The sequence below is a fragment of the Streptomyces sp. NPDC001848 genome, assembly GCF_042891915.1.
In the GTDB taxonomy this organism is placed as follows: domain Bacteria; phylum Actinomycetota; class Actinomycetes; order Streptomycetales; family Streptomycetaceae; genus Streptomyces.
This window is the reverse complement of sequence record NZ_JBIATP010000014.1, coordinates 16,969-35,477: the sequence shown is the minus strand read 5'-3', so window position 1 is coordinate 35,477 and position 18,509 is coordinate 16,969. Positions and strand designations below refer to the sequence as shown.

At 70.2% G+C, this 18,509-nt stretch carries 14 protein-coding genes; 13 read left to right on the top strand and 1 reads right to left on the bottom strand.

From position 1 onward, the window contains the following. Positions 1-202: 202 nt before the first annotated feature. The 3 genes from ACFYZJ_RS27320 (at position 203) to ACFYZJ_RS27310 (ending at position 2,991) form a co-directional block, all read left to right on the top strand. Positions 203-565, top strand: a complete 363-nt coding sequence (locus ACFYZJ_RS27320) for a bifunctional 3-phenylpropionate/cinnamic acid dioxygenase ferredoxin subunit (protein ID WP_388572175.1) — start codon at positions 203-205, stop codon at positions 563-565. After that, positions 562-1,728, top strand: a complete 1,167-nt coding sequence (locus ACFYZJ_RS27315) for an NAD(P)/FAD-dependent oxidoreductase (RefSeq protein WP_388572173.1) — start codon at positions 562-564, stop codon at positions 1,726-1,728. Before ACFYZJ_RS27320 ends, ACFYZJ_RS27315 begins: the two co-directional genes overlap by 4 nt. 129 nt (positions 1,729-1,857) lie before the next feature. Further along, positions 1,858-2,991, top strand: a complete 1,134-nt coding sequence (locus ACFYZJ_RS27310; protein ID WP_388572171.1) for an aromatic ring-hydroxylating dioxygenase subunit alpha — start codon at positions 1,858-1,860, stop codon at positions 2,989-2,991. A 71-nt stretch (positions 2,992-3,062) separates the two neighbouring features. On the opposite strand, the gene ACFYZJ_RS27305 is transcribed toward ACFYZJ_RS27310, so the two are convergent. After that, entirely contained in the window at positions 3,063-3,860 is a 798-nt protein-coding gene (locus tag ACFYZJ_RS27305) for an IclR family transcriptional regulator (protein WP_388572169.1), read from the bottom strand. Positions 3,861-4,013: 153 nt separating this feature from the next. Between ACFYZJ_RS27305 and betA the strand changes: the two genes are divergently transcribed. The 10 genes from betA to ACFYZJ_RS27255 all read left to right on the top strand — a co-directional run bounded on the left by betA (position 4,014) and on the right by ACFYZJ_RS27255 (position 18,498). Continuing rightward, positions 4,014-5,684: a choline dehydrogenase gene (gene betA / locus ACFYZJ_RS27300; RefSeq protein WP_388572167.1), complete on the top strand. Its 1,671-nt coding sequence runs from the start codon at positions 4,014-4,016 to the stop codon at positions 5,682-5,684. 3 nt (positions 5,685-5,687) lie between these two features. Beyond that, entirely contained in the window at positions 5,688-6,524 is an 837-nt protein-coding gene (locus ACFYZJ_RS27295) for a 5,10-methylenetetrahydrofolate reductase (RefSeq protein ID WP_388572165.1), read from the top strand. A 110-nt stretch (positions 6,525-6,634) separates the two neighbouring features. Beyond that, positions 6,635-8,104, top strand: a complete 1,470-nt coding sequence (locus tag ACFYZJ_RS27290; RefSeq protein ID WP_388572470.1) for an aldehyde dehydrogenase family protein — start codon at positions 6,635-6,637, stop codon at positions 8,102-8,104. A 20-nt stretch (positions 8,105-8,124) separates the two neighbouring features. Then, positions 8,125-9,216: a glycine betaine/L-proline ABC transporter ATP-binding protein gene (locus ACFYZJ_RS27285; protein WP_388572164.1), complete on the top strand. Its 1,092-nt coding sequence runs from the start codon at positions 8,125-8,127 to the stop codon at positions 9,214-9,216. Next, a complete protein-coding gene (locus ACFYZJ_RS27280) occupies positions 9,216-11,192 on the top strand; it encodes an ABC transporter permease (protein WP_388572162.1) in 1,977 nt (658 codons plus the stop codon). Before ACFYZJ_RS27285 ends, ACFYZJ_RS27280 begins: the two co-directional genes overlap by 1 nt. A 13-nt stretch (positions 11,193-11,205) precedes the next feature. Then, positions 11,206-12,171 carry an ABC transporter substrate-binding protein gene (locus tag ACFYZJ_RS27275; protein WP_388572160.1) on the top strand — a complete coding sequence of 322 codons (966 nt, stop codon included), beginning with the start codon at positions 11,206-11,208 and terminating at the stop codon, positions 12,169-12,171. A gap of 493 nt (positions 12,172-12,664) precedes the next feature. Continuing rightward, positions 12,665-15,103, top strand: coding sequence for an FAD-dependent oxidoreductase (locus ACFYZJ_RS27270; protein WP_388572158.1), 2,439 nt, complete (start codon positions 12,665-12,667; stop codon positions 15,101-15,103). A 22-nt stretch (positions 15,104-15,125) separates the two neighbouring features. Then, on the top strand, positions 15,126-15,986 hold the full coding sequence (locus ACFYZJ_RS27265; protein ID WP_388572156.1) for a bifunctional methylenetetrahydrofolate dehydrogenase/methenyltetrahydrofolate cyclohydrolase: 861 nt from the start codon (positions 15,126-15,128) through the stop codon (positions 15,984-15,986). After that, positions 15,983-17,269 (top strand): serine hydroxymethyltransferase, encoded by a 1,287-nt coding sequence (glyA, locus tag ACFYZJ_RS27260; RefSeq protein ID WP_388572154.1) that lies wholly within the window; start codon positions 15,983-15,985, stop codon positions 17,267-17,269. Before ACFYZJ_RS27265 ends, glyA begins: the two co-directional genes overlap by 4 nt. Beyond that, the gene (locus ACFYZJ_RS27255) at positions 17,266-18,498 is read left to right on the top strand and encodes a sarcosine oxidase subunit beta family protein (RefSeq protein ID WP_388572152.1); all 1,233 of its coding nucleotides are present in this window, start codon (positions 17,266-17,268) and stop codon (positions 18,496-18,498) included. Before glyA ends, ACFYZJ_RS27255 begins: the two co-directional genes overlap by 4 nt. The last annotated feature ends 11 nt before the right edge of the window (positions 18,499-18,509 follow it).

The window sequence follows — 18,509 nt, the reverse complement described above, 5'->3', positions numbered from 1 at the left end:
CGGGGCAGGGCCGCCGTCGCGCCCTGATGAAGCGCCCCTTCACCCTGTTCACCTGCGCTTTCGGGGTCGCTTCGGCATGCCCGGAAATCCGTCCTCGCAGCGTGCGCAAACCGGCTCCGGATGCCTTGACAACGCTTCAGAGCCGCCCGCAGACTGGCGTTGCGTTCACCGCAATCCGTTTCGCTATACGCACCGAGGTGTCATGATGATTCCCGCGTGCCGTCTCGCGGATCTGCCGCGAGGCGAGGCCCACCGGCTCGACATCGACCCGCCTGTGTCGGTGTTCCACACCGACGACGGCGAGCTCTTCGCCATCGACGACACCTGCACCCACCAGGACGCCTCGCTCGCCGACGGCTGGCTGGAGGGCTGCGAGGTCGAATGCCCCTTGCACGCCTCCAAGTTCGACCTGCGGACGGGGGCCGTGGACGCACCGCCGGCCAAGCTCCCGGTCCGCACCCACGAGGTCGTCGTCGAGGACGGCATGGTCTACGTCCGGCTGTCCACCGAGGCACCCAACCTGCCGCCGTGCGTCGCCGCCCGCCTGGCCGGAGGCGCGGCGTGAGGACCGTTGCCGTGGTGGGCGCCTCGCTGGCCGGTCTGTCGGCCGCGCGCTCGCTGCGGCGGCGGGGATACGACGGCCGGCTGGTCGTCATCGGCGACGAGCCCCACCGCCCGTACGACAGGCCGCCGCTGTCCAAGGAGTTCCTGGCCGGCGCCATCGGCGAGGCGGACCTGGCACTGGAGCGGGACGACGAGGAACTCCGGGCGGAGTGGCTGCTCGGTACCCGCGCCACCGGACTCGACCGTACGGAACGGGCGATCCGGCTCGCCGACGGCCGGGAGATACGCGCCGACGGCGTGGTCATCGCGACGGGAGCCACCGCCCGCACCCTGCCCGGCACCGAGGGCCTCGCCGGGGTCCATGTGCTGCGCACCCTGGACGACGCCCGCGGGCTGCGGGACGACCTCGCGCGGGGCGGACGGCTGGTGGTGATCGGCGGCGGGTTCGTCGGCGCCGAGGTCGCCTCCACGGCGTACGCCCTCGGCCTCGACGTGACCGTGGTCGAGGCGGCGCCGACACCGCTGGCCGGACCGCTCGGCGAGACGATGGGCCGGGTCGTCTCCGCCCTGCACGCCGATCACGGTGTACGGCTGCTGTGCGGGGTGGGCGTCAAGGGGCTGAGCGGGGAGCACCGGGTGGACGCCGTCCTGCTGGAGGACGGCCGTACCGTTCCCGCCGACACCGTCGTCGTCGGCGTGGGCGCGCGTCCCTGCGTCGAGTGGCTTCAGGGGTCCGGAATCGCCCTCGACAACGGCGTGAAGTGCGGCGCCGACGGGCGTACCGGTGTGGCCGGGGTGGTCGCCGTGGGCGACTGTGCCAACTGGTACGACCCGCGCAGCGGAACCCACCGCAGGGTCGAGCACTGGACCGGCGCGGTGGAACGGCCGGACGCCGCCGTCGCCGCGCTGCTCGCCCACGGTGCGACGGAACCGGGTGTGCCCCGGCCCCCGTACTTCTGGTCCGATCAGTACGGCGTGAAGATCCAGTTCGTCGGCCATGCCGCCGGGGCCGACAGCGTGACGGTCGAGGAGGGCTCGACCGACGACCGCAGCTTCCTGGCCGTCTACCGGCGGGCCGAGCGTCCGGTCGCCGTGCTCGGGATGAACCAGCCGCGGCTGTTCACCCGCTGGCGCAAGCAGTTCACCACCAGCGCCGCGTCTTGACACGGCGCTTGCGACATCACAAGCTGCGTTGCGCATGACACGCAGCGTTGCTCACAACACAACGCCGTCCGAAGTCACTCTTCCCGGCGCGTGACCTACCGATCCACGACGTTCTCCGAGGAGTGCACCGTGACCTCGACCAGCCTGCCGGACAGCCTGATCGCCACCCTTCCCGGCTCCGCCTACACGGACCCCGGAATCTTCGCCCAGGAACAGGAGCGCATCTTCGAGACGATGTGGTTCTGTGTCGCCCGCGCCGCGGACCTGCCGAAGCCCGGCGCCTTCCGCACCGTCGACGTGGGCCGCGAGAGCATCCTCGTCACCCGCGCCCGGGACCAGTCGATCCGCGCCTACTTCAACGTCTGCCGGCACCGCGGAGCCAAGCTGTGCACCGACGGGGCGGGGGAGGTCAAGCGAGCCTTCCAGTGCCCGTACCACGCGTGGACCTACGACCTCGACGGCAAGCTGGTCGCGGCACCCAACCTCACCAAGATGCCCGACGTCGGCCGCACCGAGTACGGCCTGGTGAGCGTGGCCGTGCGCGAATGGCTCGGCTATGTCTGGGTGTGCCTGGCGGAGAACCCGCCCTCCTTCGAGGAGGACGTCATCGGCGCGGTGGTCGAACGCCTCGGCGACGTGGAGTCGATCGAGCGCTACGACATCGCGAACCTCTCGGTGGGCAAGCGGATCGTCTACGACGTCAAGGCGAACTGGAAGCTCATCATCGAGAACTTCATGGAGTGCTACCACTGCGCCACGATCCACCCCGAACTCACCGAGGTGCTCCCCGAATTCGCCGACGGCTACGCCGCCCAGTACTACGTGGGCCACGGCGCGGAGTTCGGGGAGGAGATCCAGGGCTTCACCGTCGACGGCTCCGAGGGGCTGGACCGCATACCGGGTGTGTCCGAGGAACAGGACCGCCGGTACTACGCGATCACCGTCAAGCCGCAGGTGTTCATCAACCTGGTGCCCGACCACGTGATCTTCCACCGGATGTACCCCGTCGCCGTCGACCGCACGATCGTCGAGTGCGACTGGCTCTACCTCCCGCACGTGGTGGAGAGCGGCAAGGACGTCAGCCGGTCCGTGGAGCTCTTCGACCGGGTCAACCGCCAGGACTTCGACGCCTGCGAGCGCACCCAGCCGGGGATGAGCTCACGGCTGTACGCCAAGGGCGGCGTGCTCGTGCCCAGTGAGCACCACATCGGTGCGTTCCACGACTGGGTGCACGAGCGTCTCGGCACGCGTCAGCCGGAGTGAGGCGGAGCAGGGGCGCCCGCGGCCCGCGCGGGGGGCGAACGCGGGCCGTGCGGCGCTCGTACCGCGTGCGCTCAGCCCAGGTAACCCATGCGGTGGCTGATCTCCTCCGCGCCCTTGACCAGGACCGGGGCCAGCTCGTGCATGCGCTCCTCGGTGAACCGGTAGGAGGGCCCGGAGGCGCTGATCGACGCTATGACCTGGCCTTCCCGGTCGCGGATCGGCGCCGCCATGGCGTGCAGCCCGATCTCCAGCTCCTCCAGCGTCCAGGCGTAGCCACGCTCCCGGGCCTCGGCGAGGTTCTTCTCCAGCTTCGCCTTCGAGGAGATCGTGTGGGGGGTCAGCTTCTGCAGGCCGGCCTCCGCGAGCAGCGCGGCGCGTTCCTTGGCGGGCAGGTGGGCCAGCATGATCTTGCCGCTGGAGGTGGCGTGGAGCGGGGTCAGCTCTCCGACCCAGTTGTGCGCGACGACGGCGCCCGGGCCGCGCACCTGGTAGAGGTTGATCGCATAGTGCTCCTGCATGACCGCGATGTTGACCGTCTCACCGATCTCCTCCGCGAGGCGCTCGCAGACCGGACGGCCCTGCTGCGTGATGTCGAGGCGTCCCGTCACGGCGCCCGCCAGGCGTACGATGCCGAAGCCGAGCCGGTACTTGCCCCGCTCGCCCGACTGCTCGACGAGACCGCGCGCCTCCAGGGCGCCGAGCAGTCGGAACGCGGTCGACTTGTGTACATCGATCTCGGCGGCCACCTCGCTCACCCCCGCCTCGCCGCGCTGGGCCAGGATCTCGAGGACGCTGATGGCGCGGTCGACGGACTGCACACCGCCGGACGATGAGCCGTTCGTTTCGGTATCCGGACTGTAGTTGCTCATAGCGGAACTATACGCGTAGTAAACAACGACATGGCAAGTAACTCGATCGAAACGAAAACCTTGCAAGTTGCGTTGTTCGCAACCTGGTGCGTATAGCGATACCCGTACTAGCATGCCTCGCGTATTGACGGCGCGAGCGGGAGACGAGGCACCATGGCGTCCTTGCACTACGACTTCGTCATCGTCGGCGGAGGATCAGCCGGCAGCGCACTGGCGAACCGGCTCTCGGCCGACCCCGGCAACCGGGTGCTCGTACTGGAGGCGGGCCGCCCCGACTATCCCTGGGATGTGTTCATCCACATGCCCGCGGCGCTGACCTACCCCATCGGCAGCCGCTTCTACGACTGGAAGTACGAATCCGAGCCCGAGCCCCACATGGGCGGCCGGCGCATCTACCACGCCCGCGGCAAGGTGCTCGGCGGCTCCAGCAGCATCAACGGCATGATCTTCCAGCGCGGCAACCCCATGGACTACGAGCGCTGGGCGGCCGAGCCCGGGATGGAGACCTGGGACTACGCCCACTGCCTGCCGTACTTCCGCCGCATGGAGAACTGTCTGGCGGCCGATCCGGACGACGAGTTCCGCGGCCATGACGGCCCCCTCGTCCTGGAACGCGGTCCCGCCACCAACCCGCTCTTCTCCGCCTTCCTGGAGGCCACCCGGCAGGCGGGGTACGCACCCACGGACGACGTCAACGGCTACCGGCAGGAAGGTTTCGCCAAGTTCGACCGCAATGTCCACCGCGGGCGCCGGCTGTCGGCGTCCAAGGCGTACCTCAAGCCCGTGCGCAAGCGGCCCAACCTGACCGTGCGGACCCGTGCTCTCGTCACCCGGGTCCTCTTCGAGGGCAAGCGCGCCGTCGGCGTCGAGTACCAGCAGGGACGTGGTGCGCCCCAGCAGGTGCGGGCCCGCGAGGTCATCCTCTGCGGCGGCGCGATCAACTCCCCGCAGCTGCTGCAACTCTCCGGTGTCGGCAACGCCGCCGAGCTGTCCGCCCTCGGTGTCGACGTCGTCCACGACCTGCCGGGCGTCGGCGAGAACATGCAGGACCACCTGGAGGTGTACGTCCAGTACTCCTGCAAGCAGCCCGTCTCCATGCAGCCGTACATGGCGAAGTGGCGCGCGCCCTTCATCGGGCTGCAGTGGCTGTTCGGGAAGGGGCCCGCGGCCACCAACCACTTCGAGGCGGGCGGCTTCGCGCGCAGCAACGAGGACGTGGACTATCCCAACCTCATGTTCCACTTCCTGCCGGTCGCCGTCCGCTACGACGGCTCCTCGCCGGCCGGCGGCCACGGGTACCAGGTGCACGTGGGACCCATGTACTCGGACGCTATCGGGTCGGTGAAGATCAAGAGCAGGGACCCGCGGGAACACCCCGCGCTGCGCTTCAACTACCTCTCCACCGAGCAGGACCGCCGAGAGTGGGTCGAGGCGATCCGGGTCGCCCGCAAGATCCTCAACCAGCCGGCGCTCGCCCCCTACAACGGCGGCGAGATCTCGCCCGGACCGTCGGTCGAGACCGATGAGGAGATCCTCGCCTGGGTCGCCAAGGAGGGCGAGACCGCGCTGCATCCCTCCTGCACCTGCAAGATGGGCACCGACGAGATGTCCGTCGTCGACCCGCTGAGCATGAAGGTGCACGGGCTGGAAGGGCTGCGGGTGGTGGACGCGTCGGTGATGCCGTACGTCACCAACGGCAACATCTACGCCCCGGTGATGATGATCGCCGAGAAGGCGGCCGACCTCATCCTCGGCAAGGAGCCGCTGCCGCCGTCCAAGGCCGCGTACTACCGTCACCGCGACGCCCAGAAGCAGGCCGGGTAGGCCGTGGGCGCCGAGGCCCTGCGGGCGCTGCTCGGCCGTGTCCGCTACGAGGTGCTGCCGGCGAAGGCGACCGAGGAGAAGGTCCTCGCCCATGTCCCGCGCGGCGTCGTGGTCACGGTCACGGCGTCGCCGGTCAAGGGCCTGGAGCCGACGCTCGGCCTCACCGAGCGGCTGACGGCGCAGGGGTACCGCGTCGTCCCGCACGTCCCCGCACGGCTGCTGCGGGACGACGCACACCTCAAGGACGTCGCCGAGCGGCTGCGTGCGGCGGGAGTCGACGACGTCTTCGTCCCGGCGGGCGACGCCGATCCGCCGGCCGGGCCGTACGACGGAGCGCTGCCGGTGCTGAGCAGGCTGAGTGAGCTGGGCAGGCCCTTCGCGGACATCGGGATCACCGGCTATCCGGAGAGCCATCCGATCATCCACGACGACATCACCATCCAGGCGATGTGGGACAAACGGGTGCACGCCACGTACATCGTCAGCAACCTGTGCTTCGACCCCCGCGTGCTGGGCGGCTGGATCGACCGGATCCGGCGTCGAGACGTGACACTGCCCGTGTACGTGGGCGTCGCCGGGCCCGTGCAGCGGGCGAAGCTGCTGTCCATGGCGACGAAGATCGGGGTGGGGGAGTCGACCCGCTTTCTCACCCGGCACGCCTCCTGGTTCCTGCGGTTCGCGGCGCCCGGCGGATATGCCCCGGAGCGCCTGCTCGCCCGCGCTGCGGAGGCGTTCACCCGGCCGTCGGCGGGCGTGGCCGGCCTGCACCTGTTCACCTTCAACCAGATCGCCGAGACGGAGCGCTGGCGCCGTGCGGCGCTGGACCGGCTGGGCGCCTGAAACCTGGATCCGCCGACCCCTTGACGTTCGTCGGCACATTCGGCCAGGGTGTTCCACCACAAGCAATGCAGTGCATGATGCGCAACGAATCCGGCTCGAAGGGCGCGGCCGTGGCAGATCTGTATGTGGACGGAGAATGGCGCGCTGCGGTGGCGGGCGGCCACCGGGAGATCCGCTGTCCGGCGGACGGCACGCTGGTGGCGACGGTATCGGAGGCGACCCGCCCCGACACCGAGGCGGCGATCGCCGCGGCCCGGCGCGCGTTCGACGAGGGCCCCTGGCCGCGCACCCCCGAGCGTGAGCGCGGCGCGCTGCTCATGCGCACCGCGGACATCCTCGAGCGCGACGCCAAGGAGTTCGCCCGTGCCGAGTCCCTGGACACCGGCAAGCGCCTGGTGGAGAGCGAGTACGACATCGCCGACGTCGTCTCGTGCTTCCGCTACTACGGCGGCATCGCCGGCACCAGCGCCGGACGGGTGGTCGACACCGGCCGCGACGACGCCCTCAGCCGGGTCACCTACGAGCCCGTCGGCGTCTGCGCACTGATCACCCCCTGGAACTACCCGCTGCTGCAGGCCTCGTGGAAGGTCGCCCCGGCCCTGCTCGCGGGCAACACCGTCGTCCTCAAGCCCAGCGAGCTGACGCCCTCCACCTCCATCCTGCTGATGAAGGCCCTTGAAGAGGCGCAGCTCCCGGCCGGCGCCGCCAATCTCGTGCTGGGCGCGGGAGCCGAGGCGGGAGCGCCGCTGGCCGAGCATCCGGCCGTCGACATGGTGTCCTTCACCGGAGGCCTCGAGACCGGGCGGCGCATCATGGCGACCGCCGCGGCGACGGTGAAGAAGGTCGCGCTGGAACTCGGCGGCAAGAACCCGAACGTCGTCTTCGCCGACGCCGACTTCGAGGCCGCGGTGGACTTCGCGCTCACCGCCGTCTTCCTGCACTCCGGGCAGGTCTGCTCGGCCGGCGCCCGGCTGATCGTCGAGGACTCGCTGCACGACGCCTTCGTCGACGAGGTCGTACGCCGCGCGCGGCTCATCCGCCTCGGCGGGCCTTTCGACCCCGAGGCCGAGACCGGGCCGCTGATCTCGGCACAGCACCGGGAGAAGGTCGAGCGTTACGTCGCGGCGGGCCTCGCCGAGGGAGCCGTACTGCGCTGCGGCGGCACGCGCCCCGACGACCCCGCGCTGGGAGGCGGCTTCTACTACCCGCCGACCGTCCTCGACGAGTGCCGGCAGGACATGCGCGTGGTGCACGAGGAGTCCTTCGGTCCCGTGCTCACCGTCGAGCGCTTCCGCGACGAGGACGACGCCGTCCGCATCGCCAACGACACGGAGTACGGACTCGCCGGAGCCGTCTGGACGCAGGACGCGGGCAAGGCCCAGCGGGTCGCGCGCAGGCTGCGACACGGCACGGTGTGGATCAATGACTACCACCCCTATGTGCCGCAAGCGGAATGGGGTGGTTTCGGGCACTCGGGCGTGGGTCGTGAGCTGGGACCGACCGGCCTGGACGAGTACCGAGAGCCCAAACACGTCTGGCAGAACATCCGACCCCGGCCGCAGCACTGGTTCCGCGGCTGAACGCCGAAAAGAGGCCCATCATGACCCCAGCCCAGACCGAGGTGTCGCAGCGGCGCGACACGTCCCAGGACCGGCAGAAGCGCACCCCGGTCATCTCCGTGCGCCGGCTGTGGAAGGTGTTCGGGCCGAAGGCCGACCAGGTGCCGGGCTCCGAGGAGCTGTGCGGACTGACCCGCCGCGAGCTCATGGACCGCACCGGATGCACCGCCGCCGTACGCGACGTCAACTTCGAGGTGTCGCCCGGTGAGGTCTTCGTCGTCATGGGACTGTCCGGCTCCGGCAAGTCCACGCTCGTGCGATGTCTGACCCGGCTGATAGAACCGACCGCCGGCGAGCTCGTCTTCGAGGGCGAGGACATCCGCGGCGCCGACGCCAAGCGGCTGCGTGAAATGCGGCGCAGCAAGTTCTCCATGGTCTTCCAGCACTTCGGTCTGCTGCCGCACCGCAGGGTCGTCGACAACGTGGCGTTCGGCCTGGAGATCCGGGGCATGGGCAAGGCCGAGCGCACCAAGCGCGCCCTGGAGGTCGTCGAACTGGTCGGTCTGGCCGGATACGAGAACTCCTACCCCGACCAGCTCTCCGGCGGCATGCAGCAGCGCGTCGGTCTCGCCCGCGCCCTCGCCGGTGACCCCGATGTCCTCTTCTTCGACGAGCCGTTCTCCGCGCTCGACCCGCTGATCCGCCGCGACATGCAGAGCGAGGTCATCCGCCTGCACCACGAGGTCGGCAAGACGATGGTGTTCATCACCCACGACCTCTCCGAGGCGCTCAAGCTCGGCGACCGCATCCTGATCATGCGCGACGGCAAGATGGTCCAGTGCGGCACCGGCGACGAACTGGTCGGCGCCCCCGCCGACGACTACGTACGGGACTTCGTCAAGGACGTGCCGCGCGGCGACGTCCTCACCCTGCGCTGGATCATGCGGCCCGCCGAGTCCGGCGACGCCCTCGACGGGCCCGAGCTGGGACCGGACGTCGTGGTGCGCGAGGCCACCCGGGCGGTGCTGGCCGCCGAGAAGCCGGTCAAGGTCGTCGAGAACGGCAAGCTGCTCGGCATCGTCGGCGACGAGGAGATCCTCTCCGTCGTCGCCGGACAGGGAGGCGGTGCGTGATGGCCGTCGCCGCCGACGCGACCGCACCGGTCGCGACCCTGCGCCGGAGGGTCAGCCGCCCCATGGTGCTGGGGGCCATCCTGATCGTCTGGCTGGCGCTCTTCACCGTGCTGCGCGGCCGGCAGACGCTGACCCTGGCGGCGGCCGACCTCACCGGTCTGCACCGCTGGCTGAACGACCTCAACGACAGCATCGGAGCCAACCGCAACTCCAACCCGCTCTTCCTGTACTTCTTCAACGAGATCCGCCTGGCGATCGACAACCTGGTGACCTTCGCCCAGTCCCTGATCTCCCAGCCCACCGGCGGCCGCCCGGTCCCACAGATCGGCTGGCTCGGCGTCGTCGGAATCACCGGCTACGTCTCCTGGGCCGTGGGCAACTGGCGGGTCGCCCTGCTGGCCGTGGCCGGCTTCACCTTCTTCGGGCTCCAGGGACTGTGGCAGGAGAGCATGGACACCCTGGCGCTGACCCTGTCGGCGGTCCTCGTGGCGCTGCTCATCGGCATCCCGCTGGGTGTGTGGGCCGGTCTGTCCGACCGGTTCAACCGGATCATGACGCCCTTCCTGGACTTCATGCAGACGATGCCGACCTTCGTCTACCTCGCCCCGCTGACCCTGATCTTCCTCATCGGCGGGGCCTCCGCCGTGATCACCACGGTGATCTACGCCGCGCCGCCCGCGATCCGCATCACCGCGCACGCCATCCGCTCCGTGCCCGAGACCACCGTCGAGGCGGCGGACTCACTCGGCGCGACACGGTCGCAGCAACTGCTGAAGGTGCTGCTGCCGATGTCCAAGCGCACGGTGGTCATGGGCGTCAACCAGACCATCATGGCCGCCCTGGCCATGGTGACCATCGCCGCCCTGATCGACGCGCCCGGCCTCGGCAAGACCGTCGTCCAGGCCCTGCAGTCGCTCGATGTCGGCACCGCCTTCAACGCCGGCCTCGCCATCGTGGTCATGGCCATCGTGCTGGACCGGGTCACCACGGCGGCGGCCGCACGCACCGAGGCGGCCCGCCGCACGGGCGGCCGGCTCCGCGCGTGGCGCCGGCCGCTGCTGATCGCGGGCGGGATCGCGGTCGCCGTTCTGGTCCACCTGTCCCACACCTACGTCTGGGCGGCCGAGTTCCCCGGCAGCGGCAGCACCGGAAGTCACATCGCGAGCGCGGCCGACACGACGACCACCTGGCTGCAGGACCATCTCTCGGGCCTGACCAACGGCCTGCGGGACGCCCTCACCAACGTTCTGCTCAACCCGTTCCAGACGCTGCTCACCGACTCCCCGTGGTGGCTCGTCGGGGTCACCCTGGTCGCGCTCGGCGCGGTGCTCGGCGGCTGGCGCGCCGCGGTGACGGCCGCGCTGTGCGTCGGGCTGCTGGTGGGCACGGGCGTGTGGTCGGACAGCATGACCACGCTGGCCTCGACCGCCGTGGCCACGGTGCTGGTGATGCTGCTCGGGGTCGTCTTCGGTGTCTGGATGGGGCGCAGCCGGCTCGTGGACCGGCTGGTGCGGCCCACCCTGGATGCCGCACAGGTCATGCCGCCGTTCGTCTATCTCGTGCCGTTCCTCGCGCTTTTCGGCGCCACCCGGTTCACCGCGATCGTCGCGGCCGTCGTCTACGCGGCGCCCGTCGCGATCAAGATCATCGCGGACGGTGTGCGGAACGTGTCCGAGTCCACCGTGGAGGCGGCCACCTCCGCCGGGTGCAACACCTGGCAGATCATCACCAAGGTCCAACTGCCGATGGCGCGCAACGCCCTGACCCTCGCCACGAATCAGGGGCTGATCTACGTGCTGTCGATGGTTGTGGTGGGCGGCCTGGTAGGGGCCGGAGCCCTCGGCTACGACGTCGTGGCCGGGTTCTCACAGGGAGAGCTGTACGGCAAGGGGCTGGCGGCGGGACTCGCCATCGTACTGCTCGGAGTCATGTTCGACCGGATCACTCAGGCTGCGGCGCGACGCACCAGGGCATAAGGAGCACGACACCATGGCAAGACACTGGCGAGCCGGCGCGGCCGGCCTGGCCGTCCTCGGCCTCACCCTCACGGCGTGCGGCGGGGCGAAGGTCGGCGACAGCACCTCCGCGGGCTCGAAGTCCTCGGGCGGCAAGTGCGGCACCTTCAACCTGGCCGTCAACCCGTGGGTGGGCTACGAGGCGGACGCGGCGGTCGTCGCGTACGTCGCGCAGCACGACCTCGGCTGTACGGTCACCAAGAAGGACCTCAAGGAAGAGATCGCCTGGCAGGGCTTCGGGACCGGCGAGGTCGACGCCGTCCTGGAGAACTGGGGCCACGACGATCTGAAGAAGAAGTACATCACCGGGCAGAAGACGGCCGTCGAGGCCGGGCAGACCGGCAACAAGGGCATCATCGGCTGGTTCGTGCCGCCGTGGCTGGCCAAGGCGCACCCCGACATCACGAACTGGCAGAACCTCAACAAGTACGCCGACCAGTTCAAGACCTCCGAGTCGGGCGGCAAGGGCCAGCTGCTGGACGGCGACCCGTCGTACGTCACCAACGACGCGGCGCTGGTGAAGAACCTGAAGCTGAACTTCAAGGTGGTGTACGCGGGCAGCGAGACCGCGCTCATCCAGGCCTTCAGGACGGCCGAGAAGAACAAGCAGTGGATGATCGGCTACTTCTACGAACCGCAGTGGTTCATGTCCGAGGTGCCGCTCGTCAAGGTCAACCTGCCGGCGTACAAGACGGGCTGCGACGCGGATGCGGCCAAGGTCGCCTGCGACTACCCCGTCTACGACCTGGACAAGATCGTCAGCGCGGGCTTCGCCAAGTCGGGCAGCCCGGCGTACAACCTGGTGAAGAACTTCAACTGGACGAACGACGACCAGAACACCGTGGCCAAGTACATCGCGGTGGACAAGATGTCGGACGACGCGGCGGCCAAGAAGTGGGTCGACGCGAACCGGAGCAAGGTCGAGGCGTGGCTGAAGTAGCGCCGGGCGGTTCTCGGTCGGTGTGGCACGCGGTTGGGCTCTCCGCCCCCGCCGCCCTTGCCCTTCCCGTCCCTGGGGGCTGCGCCCCCAGACCCCCGCTGTCGGCCTGAACGGCCTCGTCCTCGGGCGCCGGACGGGCTGGTGGTGGCCGGCCGGGGCTGGAAGATCAGCCCCTCCGGCGTTTGAGGAGGGGCGTCCGGGGTTCTAGCCCCCGCCGGGGGCGAAGGGGCGGAGGTCCTGGAGGACGGGACGGGAAGGGGCGGCGGGGGCGAGAACCGCTCGGGCGGCGACCCCGAACGCCCCGACGACGAGGCCCGGCAGGCTGCGCTGGCAGCCTGCCGGGCCTCGTCGTGTCCAGGCGCCACGTCAGGGCTGTTCACCGACGTCACGGACCCCTTGACACCCATCCCGGCGACAGGCACATTGAGTTGCGCAGCCTGAATCAAGTTGCGCACAAAGCAACTGAACCGGTCTCAAGTTCGGAGGTTGGGCGATGGCGGGACCCCGAGTGGTCATCATCGGAGCGGGCGTCGTGGGAGCGGCCCTCGCCGACGAGATCTCCGCACGCGGCTGGACCGAGGTGACCGTGGTCGACCAGGGCCCCCTGCCGGCCACCGGGGGATCGTCCTCCCACGCTCCGGGCCTGGTCTTCCAGACGAACCCCTCGAAGACCATGACGGAGCTGGCCCGCTACACCGTCGAGAAGTTCTGCTCCCTCGAGGTCGACGGCAAGCCCTGCTTCCTCCAGGTCGGCGGCCTCGAAGTGGCGACCACCCCCGAGCGCCTCGCCGAACTCCACCGCCGCCACGGCTGGATCACCGCCTGGGGCATCGAGGCGCGCCTGCTGACCCCCGACGAGTGCGTCGAGCAGCACCCGCTGGTCGACCGCGACAAGGTCCTCGGCGGTCTCCTGGTCCCCACCGACGGCCTCGCCAAGGCCGTCCTCGCCGTCGAGGCGCAGATCCGCCGGGCCACCGGGCGCGGCGTGCGCTTCCTCGCTCGTCACGAGGTCCTGGACGTCCGGCAGAGCGAGGGCCGGGTGACCGGCGTGCTGACCGACCAGGGTGAGATCCCCGCCGACATCGTCGTGTGCTGCGCCGGCATCTGGGGTCCGAAGATCGCCCGCATGGTCGGGATGAACCTGCCGCTCACCCCGCTCGCCCACCAGCTCGCCTGGACCGGCCCGATCCCCGCCCTCGCCGGCCAGACCCAGGAGGCGGTCCGCCCGATCCTGCGCCACCAGGACGCCGACCTCTACTACCGCGACCGCTTCGACGGCCTCGGCATCGGCTACTACGGCCACCGCCCCATGCCGGTCTCCGCCGACGACATCCTCTCCGTGGACGAGGCCGAGCAGATGCCGTCGGTCCTGGAGTTCACCGAGGAGGACTTCGAGGACGCCTGGAGCGAGACCCAGTCACTGCTCCCCGCCACCCGCGAGGCCAAGGTGGAGGAGGGCATCAACGGCCTGTTCTCGTTCACCACCGACGGCTACCCGCTGCTCGGCGAGTCCCCGGACGTCAAGGGCTTCTGGGTCGCCGAGGCCGTGTGGGTCACCCACTCCGCGGGCGTCGGCCGGGCCGTCGCCGAATGGCTGGTCGACGGCTACTGCTCCTCCTTCGACCTGCACGAGTGCGACGTCAACCGCTTCGAGCCGCACCAGCTCTCCCCGGAGTACGTCCTGGCCCGCGACTGCCAGAACTTCGTCGAGGTCTACGACATCCTCCACCCCCTCCAGCCGTCCGGGAAGCCGCGCCCGATCCGCACCAGCCCCTTCCACGCCCGCCAGCAGGAACACGGCGCGTTCTTCCTGGAGGCGAACGGCTGGGAGCGCCCCCAGTGGTACGAGGCCAACGCGTCCCTGGTCGAAGGCCGCGACATCCCCACCCCCAACGACTGGGCCGCGCGGTACTGGTCGCCCATCGTCGGAGCCGAGGCCCAGGTCACCCGTGAGACGGTCGCGATGTACGACATGACGGCCCTCAAGCGCCTGGAGGTCAGCGGCCCCGGCGCCGCCGACTTCCTGGAGGGCCTGGTCACCGGCAAGGTCGCCAAGTCCGTCGGCTCGGTGACGTACACGCTGCTCCTGGACCACGACGGCGGAATCCGCAGCGACATCACCGTCGCCCGCCTCGCCCGCGACCTCTTCCAGGTCGGCGCCAACGGCAACCTGGACCTCGACTGGTTCACCCGCCACCTCCCCGCCGACGGCACGGTCCAGGTCCGCGACATCACCCCCGGCACCTGCTGCATCGGACTGTGGGGCCCGCTGGCCCGCGAGGTCCTGCAGCCCCTCACCGACGAGGACTTCTCGAACGACGGCCTGAAGTACTTCCGCGCCAAGCGCGCCTACATCGGCTCGGTACCCGTCACCGCGATGCGGCTGTCGTACGTCGGCGAACTCGGCTGGGAGCTCTACACCACCGCCGACCAGGGCCAGAAGCTGTGGGACACCCTCTGGGCGGCGGCCGAGCCGCTCGGCGGCATCATCGCCGGGCGCGGCGCCTTCAACAGCCTGCGCCTGGAGAAGGGCTACCGCTCCTTCGGCACCGACATGACCTACGAGCACGACCCCTACGAGGCCGGTGTCGGCTTCGCCGTCAAGCTCGACAAGGACGACTTCATCGGCAAGGCCGCGCTGGAGCGGCGCAAGGCCGACGTGCGGCGCAGGCTGAGCTGCCTCACCATCGACGACCCGCACGCCGTCGTCATGGGCAAGGAGCCGGTGTACGCCGGCGACCGCGCCGTCGGCTACGTCACCAGCGCCGCCTACGGCTACACGATCGGCAAGGGCATCGCCTACGCCTGGCTCCCGGCGGAGCTGGCCACCCCCGGCACCACCGTGACCATCGGCTACTTCGACCAGCGCGTCGAAGCGGTCGTCGCCGAGGAGCCCCTGTTCGACCCGACCATGTCCCGCCTTCGTGGCTGACCGCGGAGAAGGAGCACCGCCGGTGACCGCACAACTCCTCGACGGCAAGGCGACCGCCGCCGTCATCCGCCGCGAACTCGCCGAGCGCGTCGCCAAACTGACCGCCCTGCACGGGCGTCCCCCGGGTCTCGGCACCGTCCTGGTCGGCGACGACCCCGGCAGCCACGCCTACGTCGCCGGCAAGCACCGTGACTGCGCGCAGATCGGCATCGCCTCCCTGCGTCGCGAACTGCCCGCCGACGCCACCCAGCAGCACGTCGAGGACGTCATCGACGAACTCAACGCCGACCCGGCCTGCACGGGTTACATCGTGCAACTCCCGCTCCCGCGCCACCTGGACGCGGGCGCCGTGCTGGAGCGGATGGACCCCGCCAAGGACGCCGACGGCCTGCACCCGGTCAACCTCGGCCGGCTCGTCCTCGGCGTCGACGCCCCGCTGCCGTGCACCCCACGCGGCATCGTCGAACTGCTCCGCCGCCACGCGGTACCGATCGCCGGAGCGCGGGTGTGCGTCGTCGGCCGGGGCATCACCGTGGGACGGCCGATCGGACTCCTGCTCACCCGCCGCTCCGAGAACGCCACCGTCACCCTGTGCCACACCGGAACCAAGGGGCTGGCCTGGCACGTACGCGAGGCGGACATCGTCATCGCGGCGGCCGGCTCGCCCGGACTGATCACCAAGGACATGCTGCGCCCGGGAGCGGCCGTCCTGGACGTCGGTATCACCCGCACCGAGCACGGGCTCGTCGGCGACGTCCACCCGGAGGCCGCCGAGGTCGCCGGATGGATCGCGCCCATGCCCGGGGGAGTGGGACCCATGACCCGGGCGATGCTGCTCGCCAACGTCGTAGAGGCCGCCGAGAGGAACGCGAACCCCGTATGAACGCGCTGAACACCCCGCTGGCGGAGCTGGACCCCGAGGTCCACGCCGCGCTCCGCGCCGAGCTGCACCGCCAGCAGTCCACCCTGGAGATGATCGCCTCCGAGAACTTCACGCCCACCGCCGTGATGGAGGCACAGGGCTCGGTCGCGACCAACAAGTACGCCGAGGGCTACCCCGGCCGCCGCTACTACGGCGGCTGCGAACACGTCGACGTCACCGAGCGGTTGGCGATCGAACGCGTCACATCCCTGTTCGGCGCGGCCTTCGCGAACGTCCAGCCGCACTCGGGAGCCCAGGCGAACATCGCCGTCTTCTTCGCCCTGCTCCAGCCCGGCGACACCGTCCTCGGCCTCGACCTCGCGCACGGCGGTCACCTCACCCACGGCATGCGCATCAACTACAGCGGCAAGATGCTCAACGTCGTGCCGTACCACGTCTCCGAGGCGGACAACCTCGTGGACATGGACGAGGTGGAGCGGCTCGCCAAGGAACACCGCCCCAAGATGATCATCGCGGGCTGGTCGGCGTACCCGAGGCAGCTGGACTTCGCGGCCTTCCGCCGTATCGCCGACGAGGTCGGCGCCCTCCTCATGGTCGACATGGCGCACTTCGCCGGCCTGGTCGCCGCCGGGCTGCACCCCAGCCCCGTCCCACACGCCCACGTGGTCACCACCACCACGCACAAGACCCTCGGCGGTCCTCGCGGCGGAGTCATCCTCACCAACGACGCCGATCTCGCCAAGAAGATCAACTCGGCGGTGTTCCCCGGTATGCAGGGCGGCCCGCTGGAGCATGTCATCGCCGCGAAGGCGGTCTGCTTCAAGGTCGCGGCATCGCCCGAGTTCACCGAGCGCCAGGCCCGTACGCTGGCGGGCGCCCGCATCCTCGCCGAGCGCCTCACCCGCCCCGACGCGGCCGCGGCCGGAGTGAGGGTGCTGACCGGCGGCACGGACGTCCACCTCGTCCTCGTCGACCTGCGGGACTCCGAACTCGACGGAAAGCGAGCCGAAGACCTCCTGCACGAGGTCGGCATCACCGTCAACCGCAACGCCGTCCCCTTCGACCCGCGCCCGCCCATGGTCACCTCCGGCCTGCGCATCGGCACCCCGGCGCTGGCCACCCGGGGCTTCACCGAGGCGGACTTCGCCGAGGTCTCCGAGGTGATCGCGCTGGCCCTCCAGCCCGAGCCGGACGTGCCCGCCCTACGCGCCCGCACCGAGGCGCTGGCCGCCCGGCACCCGCTCTACCCGCACCTTTCCGGCCCCTCAGGAGACGCCCGATGAGTCCCCGCACCCCCGGCGCCGACCTCCCCGACCACCCCGACTGGCTCTGGCACGACCCCGAGCCCCAGCGGTCGTACGACGTGGTGATCGTGGGCGGCGGCGGACACGGCCTGGCCACCGCCCACTACCTCGCCAAGAACCACGGCATCAGCAACGTCGCGGTCCTGGAGAAGGGCTGGCTCGCGGGCGGCAACATGGCCCGCAACACCACCATCATCCGCTCCAACTACCTGTGGGACGAGAGCGCCGGCATCTACGAGCACGCCCTCAAGCTGTGGGAGGGGCTGGAGGAGGAGCTGGACTACCCGATCCTCTTCTCCCAGCGGGGCGTGCTGAACCTCGCCCACAGCCTGCAGGACGTCCGCGACAGCGTGCGCCGGGTGGCGGCCAACCGCCTCAACGGCGTCGACGCCGAGTGGCTCGACGCCGAGCAGGTCAAAGAGGTCTGCCCGATCGTCAACACCTCACCCGACGTGCGCTACCCGGTCCTCGGCGGCACCTACCAGCCGCGCGCCGGCATCGCCAAGCACGACTACGTGGCCTGGGGCTTCGCCCGCTCCGCGGACGCCGCCGGTATCGACATCATCCAGAACTGCGAGGTCACCGGCCTGGACGTGGTCGGCGGCCGGGTCGTCGGCGTGCAGACCACGCGTGGCCCGATCGCGGCCGGCAAGGTGGCCCTGTGCTCGGCCGGACACACCTCGGTGCTCGCCGCCATGGCGGGCATCGAACTTCCGCTGCAGAGCCACCCGTTGCAGGCCCTGGTCTCCGAACTCCTGGAACCGGTCCACCCCACGGTGGTCATGTCCAACGCCGTCCACGTGTACGTCAGCCAGGCCCACAAGGGCGAGCTGGTGATGGGCGCCGGTATCGACGCGTACAACTCCTACACCCAGCGCGGCGCGTTCCACATCATCGAGGAGCAGATGTCCGCCGCCCTGGAACTCTTCCCGGTCTTCGCCCGCGCCCATGTGCTGCGCACCTGGGGCGGCATCGTCGACGTCAGCCCGGACGCCTCGCCCATCGTCGGCCTCACACCGGTCGAGAACCTCTACCTCAACTGCGGCTGGGGTACGGGCGGTTTCAAGGCCACCCCGGGCGTGGGCTGGGTCTACGCCCACACCATCGCCCACGACACCCCCCACGCCCTCAACGCCCCCTTCTCGCTCGACCGTTTCACCACCGGCGCGCTCGTCGACGAGCACGGCGCGGCCGCGGTGGCCCACTAGGGAGCCGAACC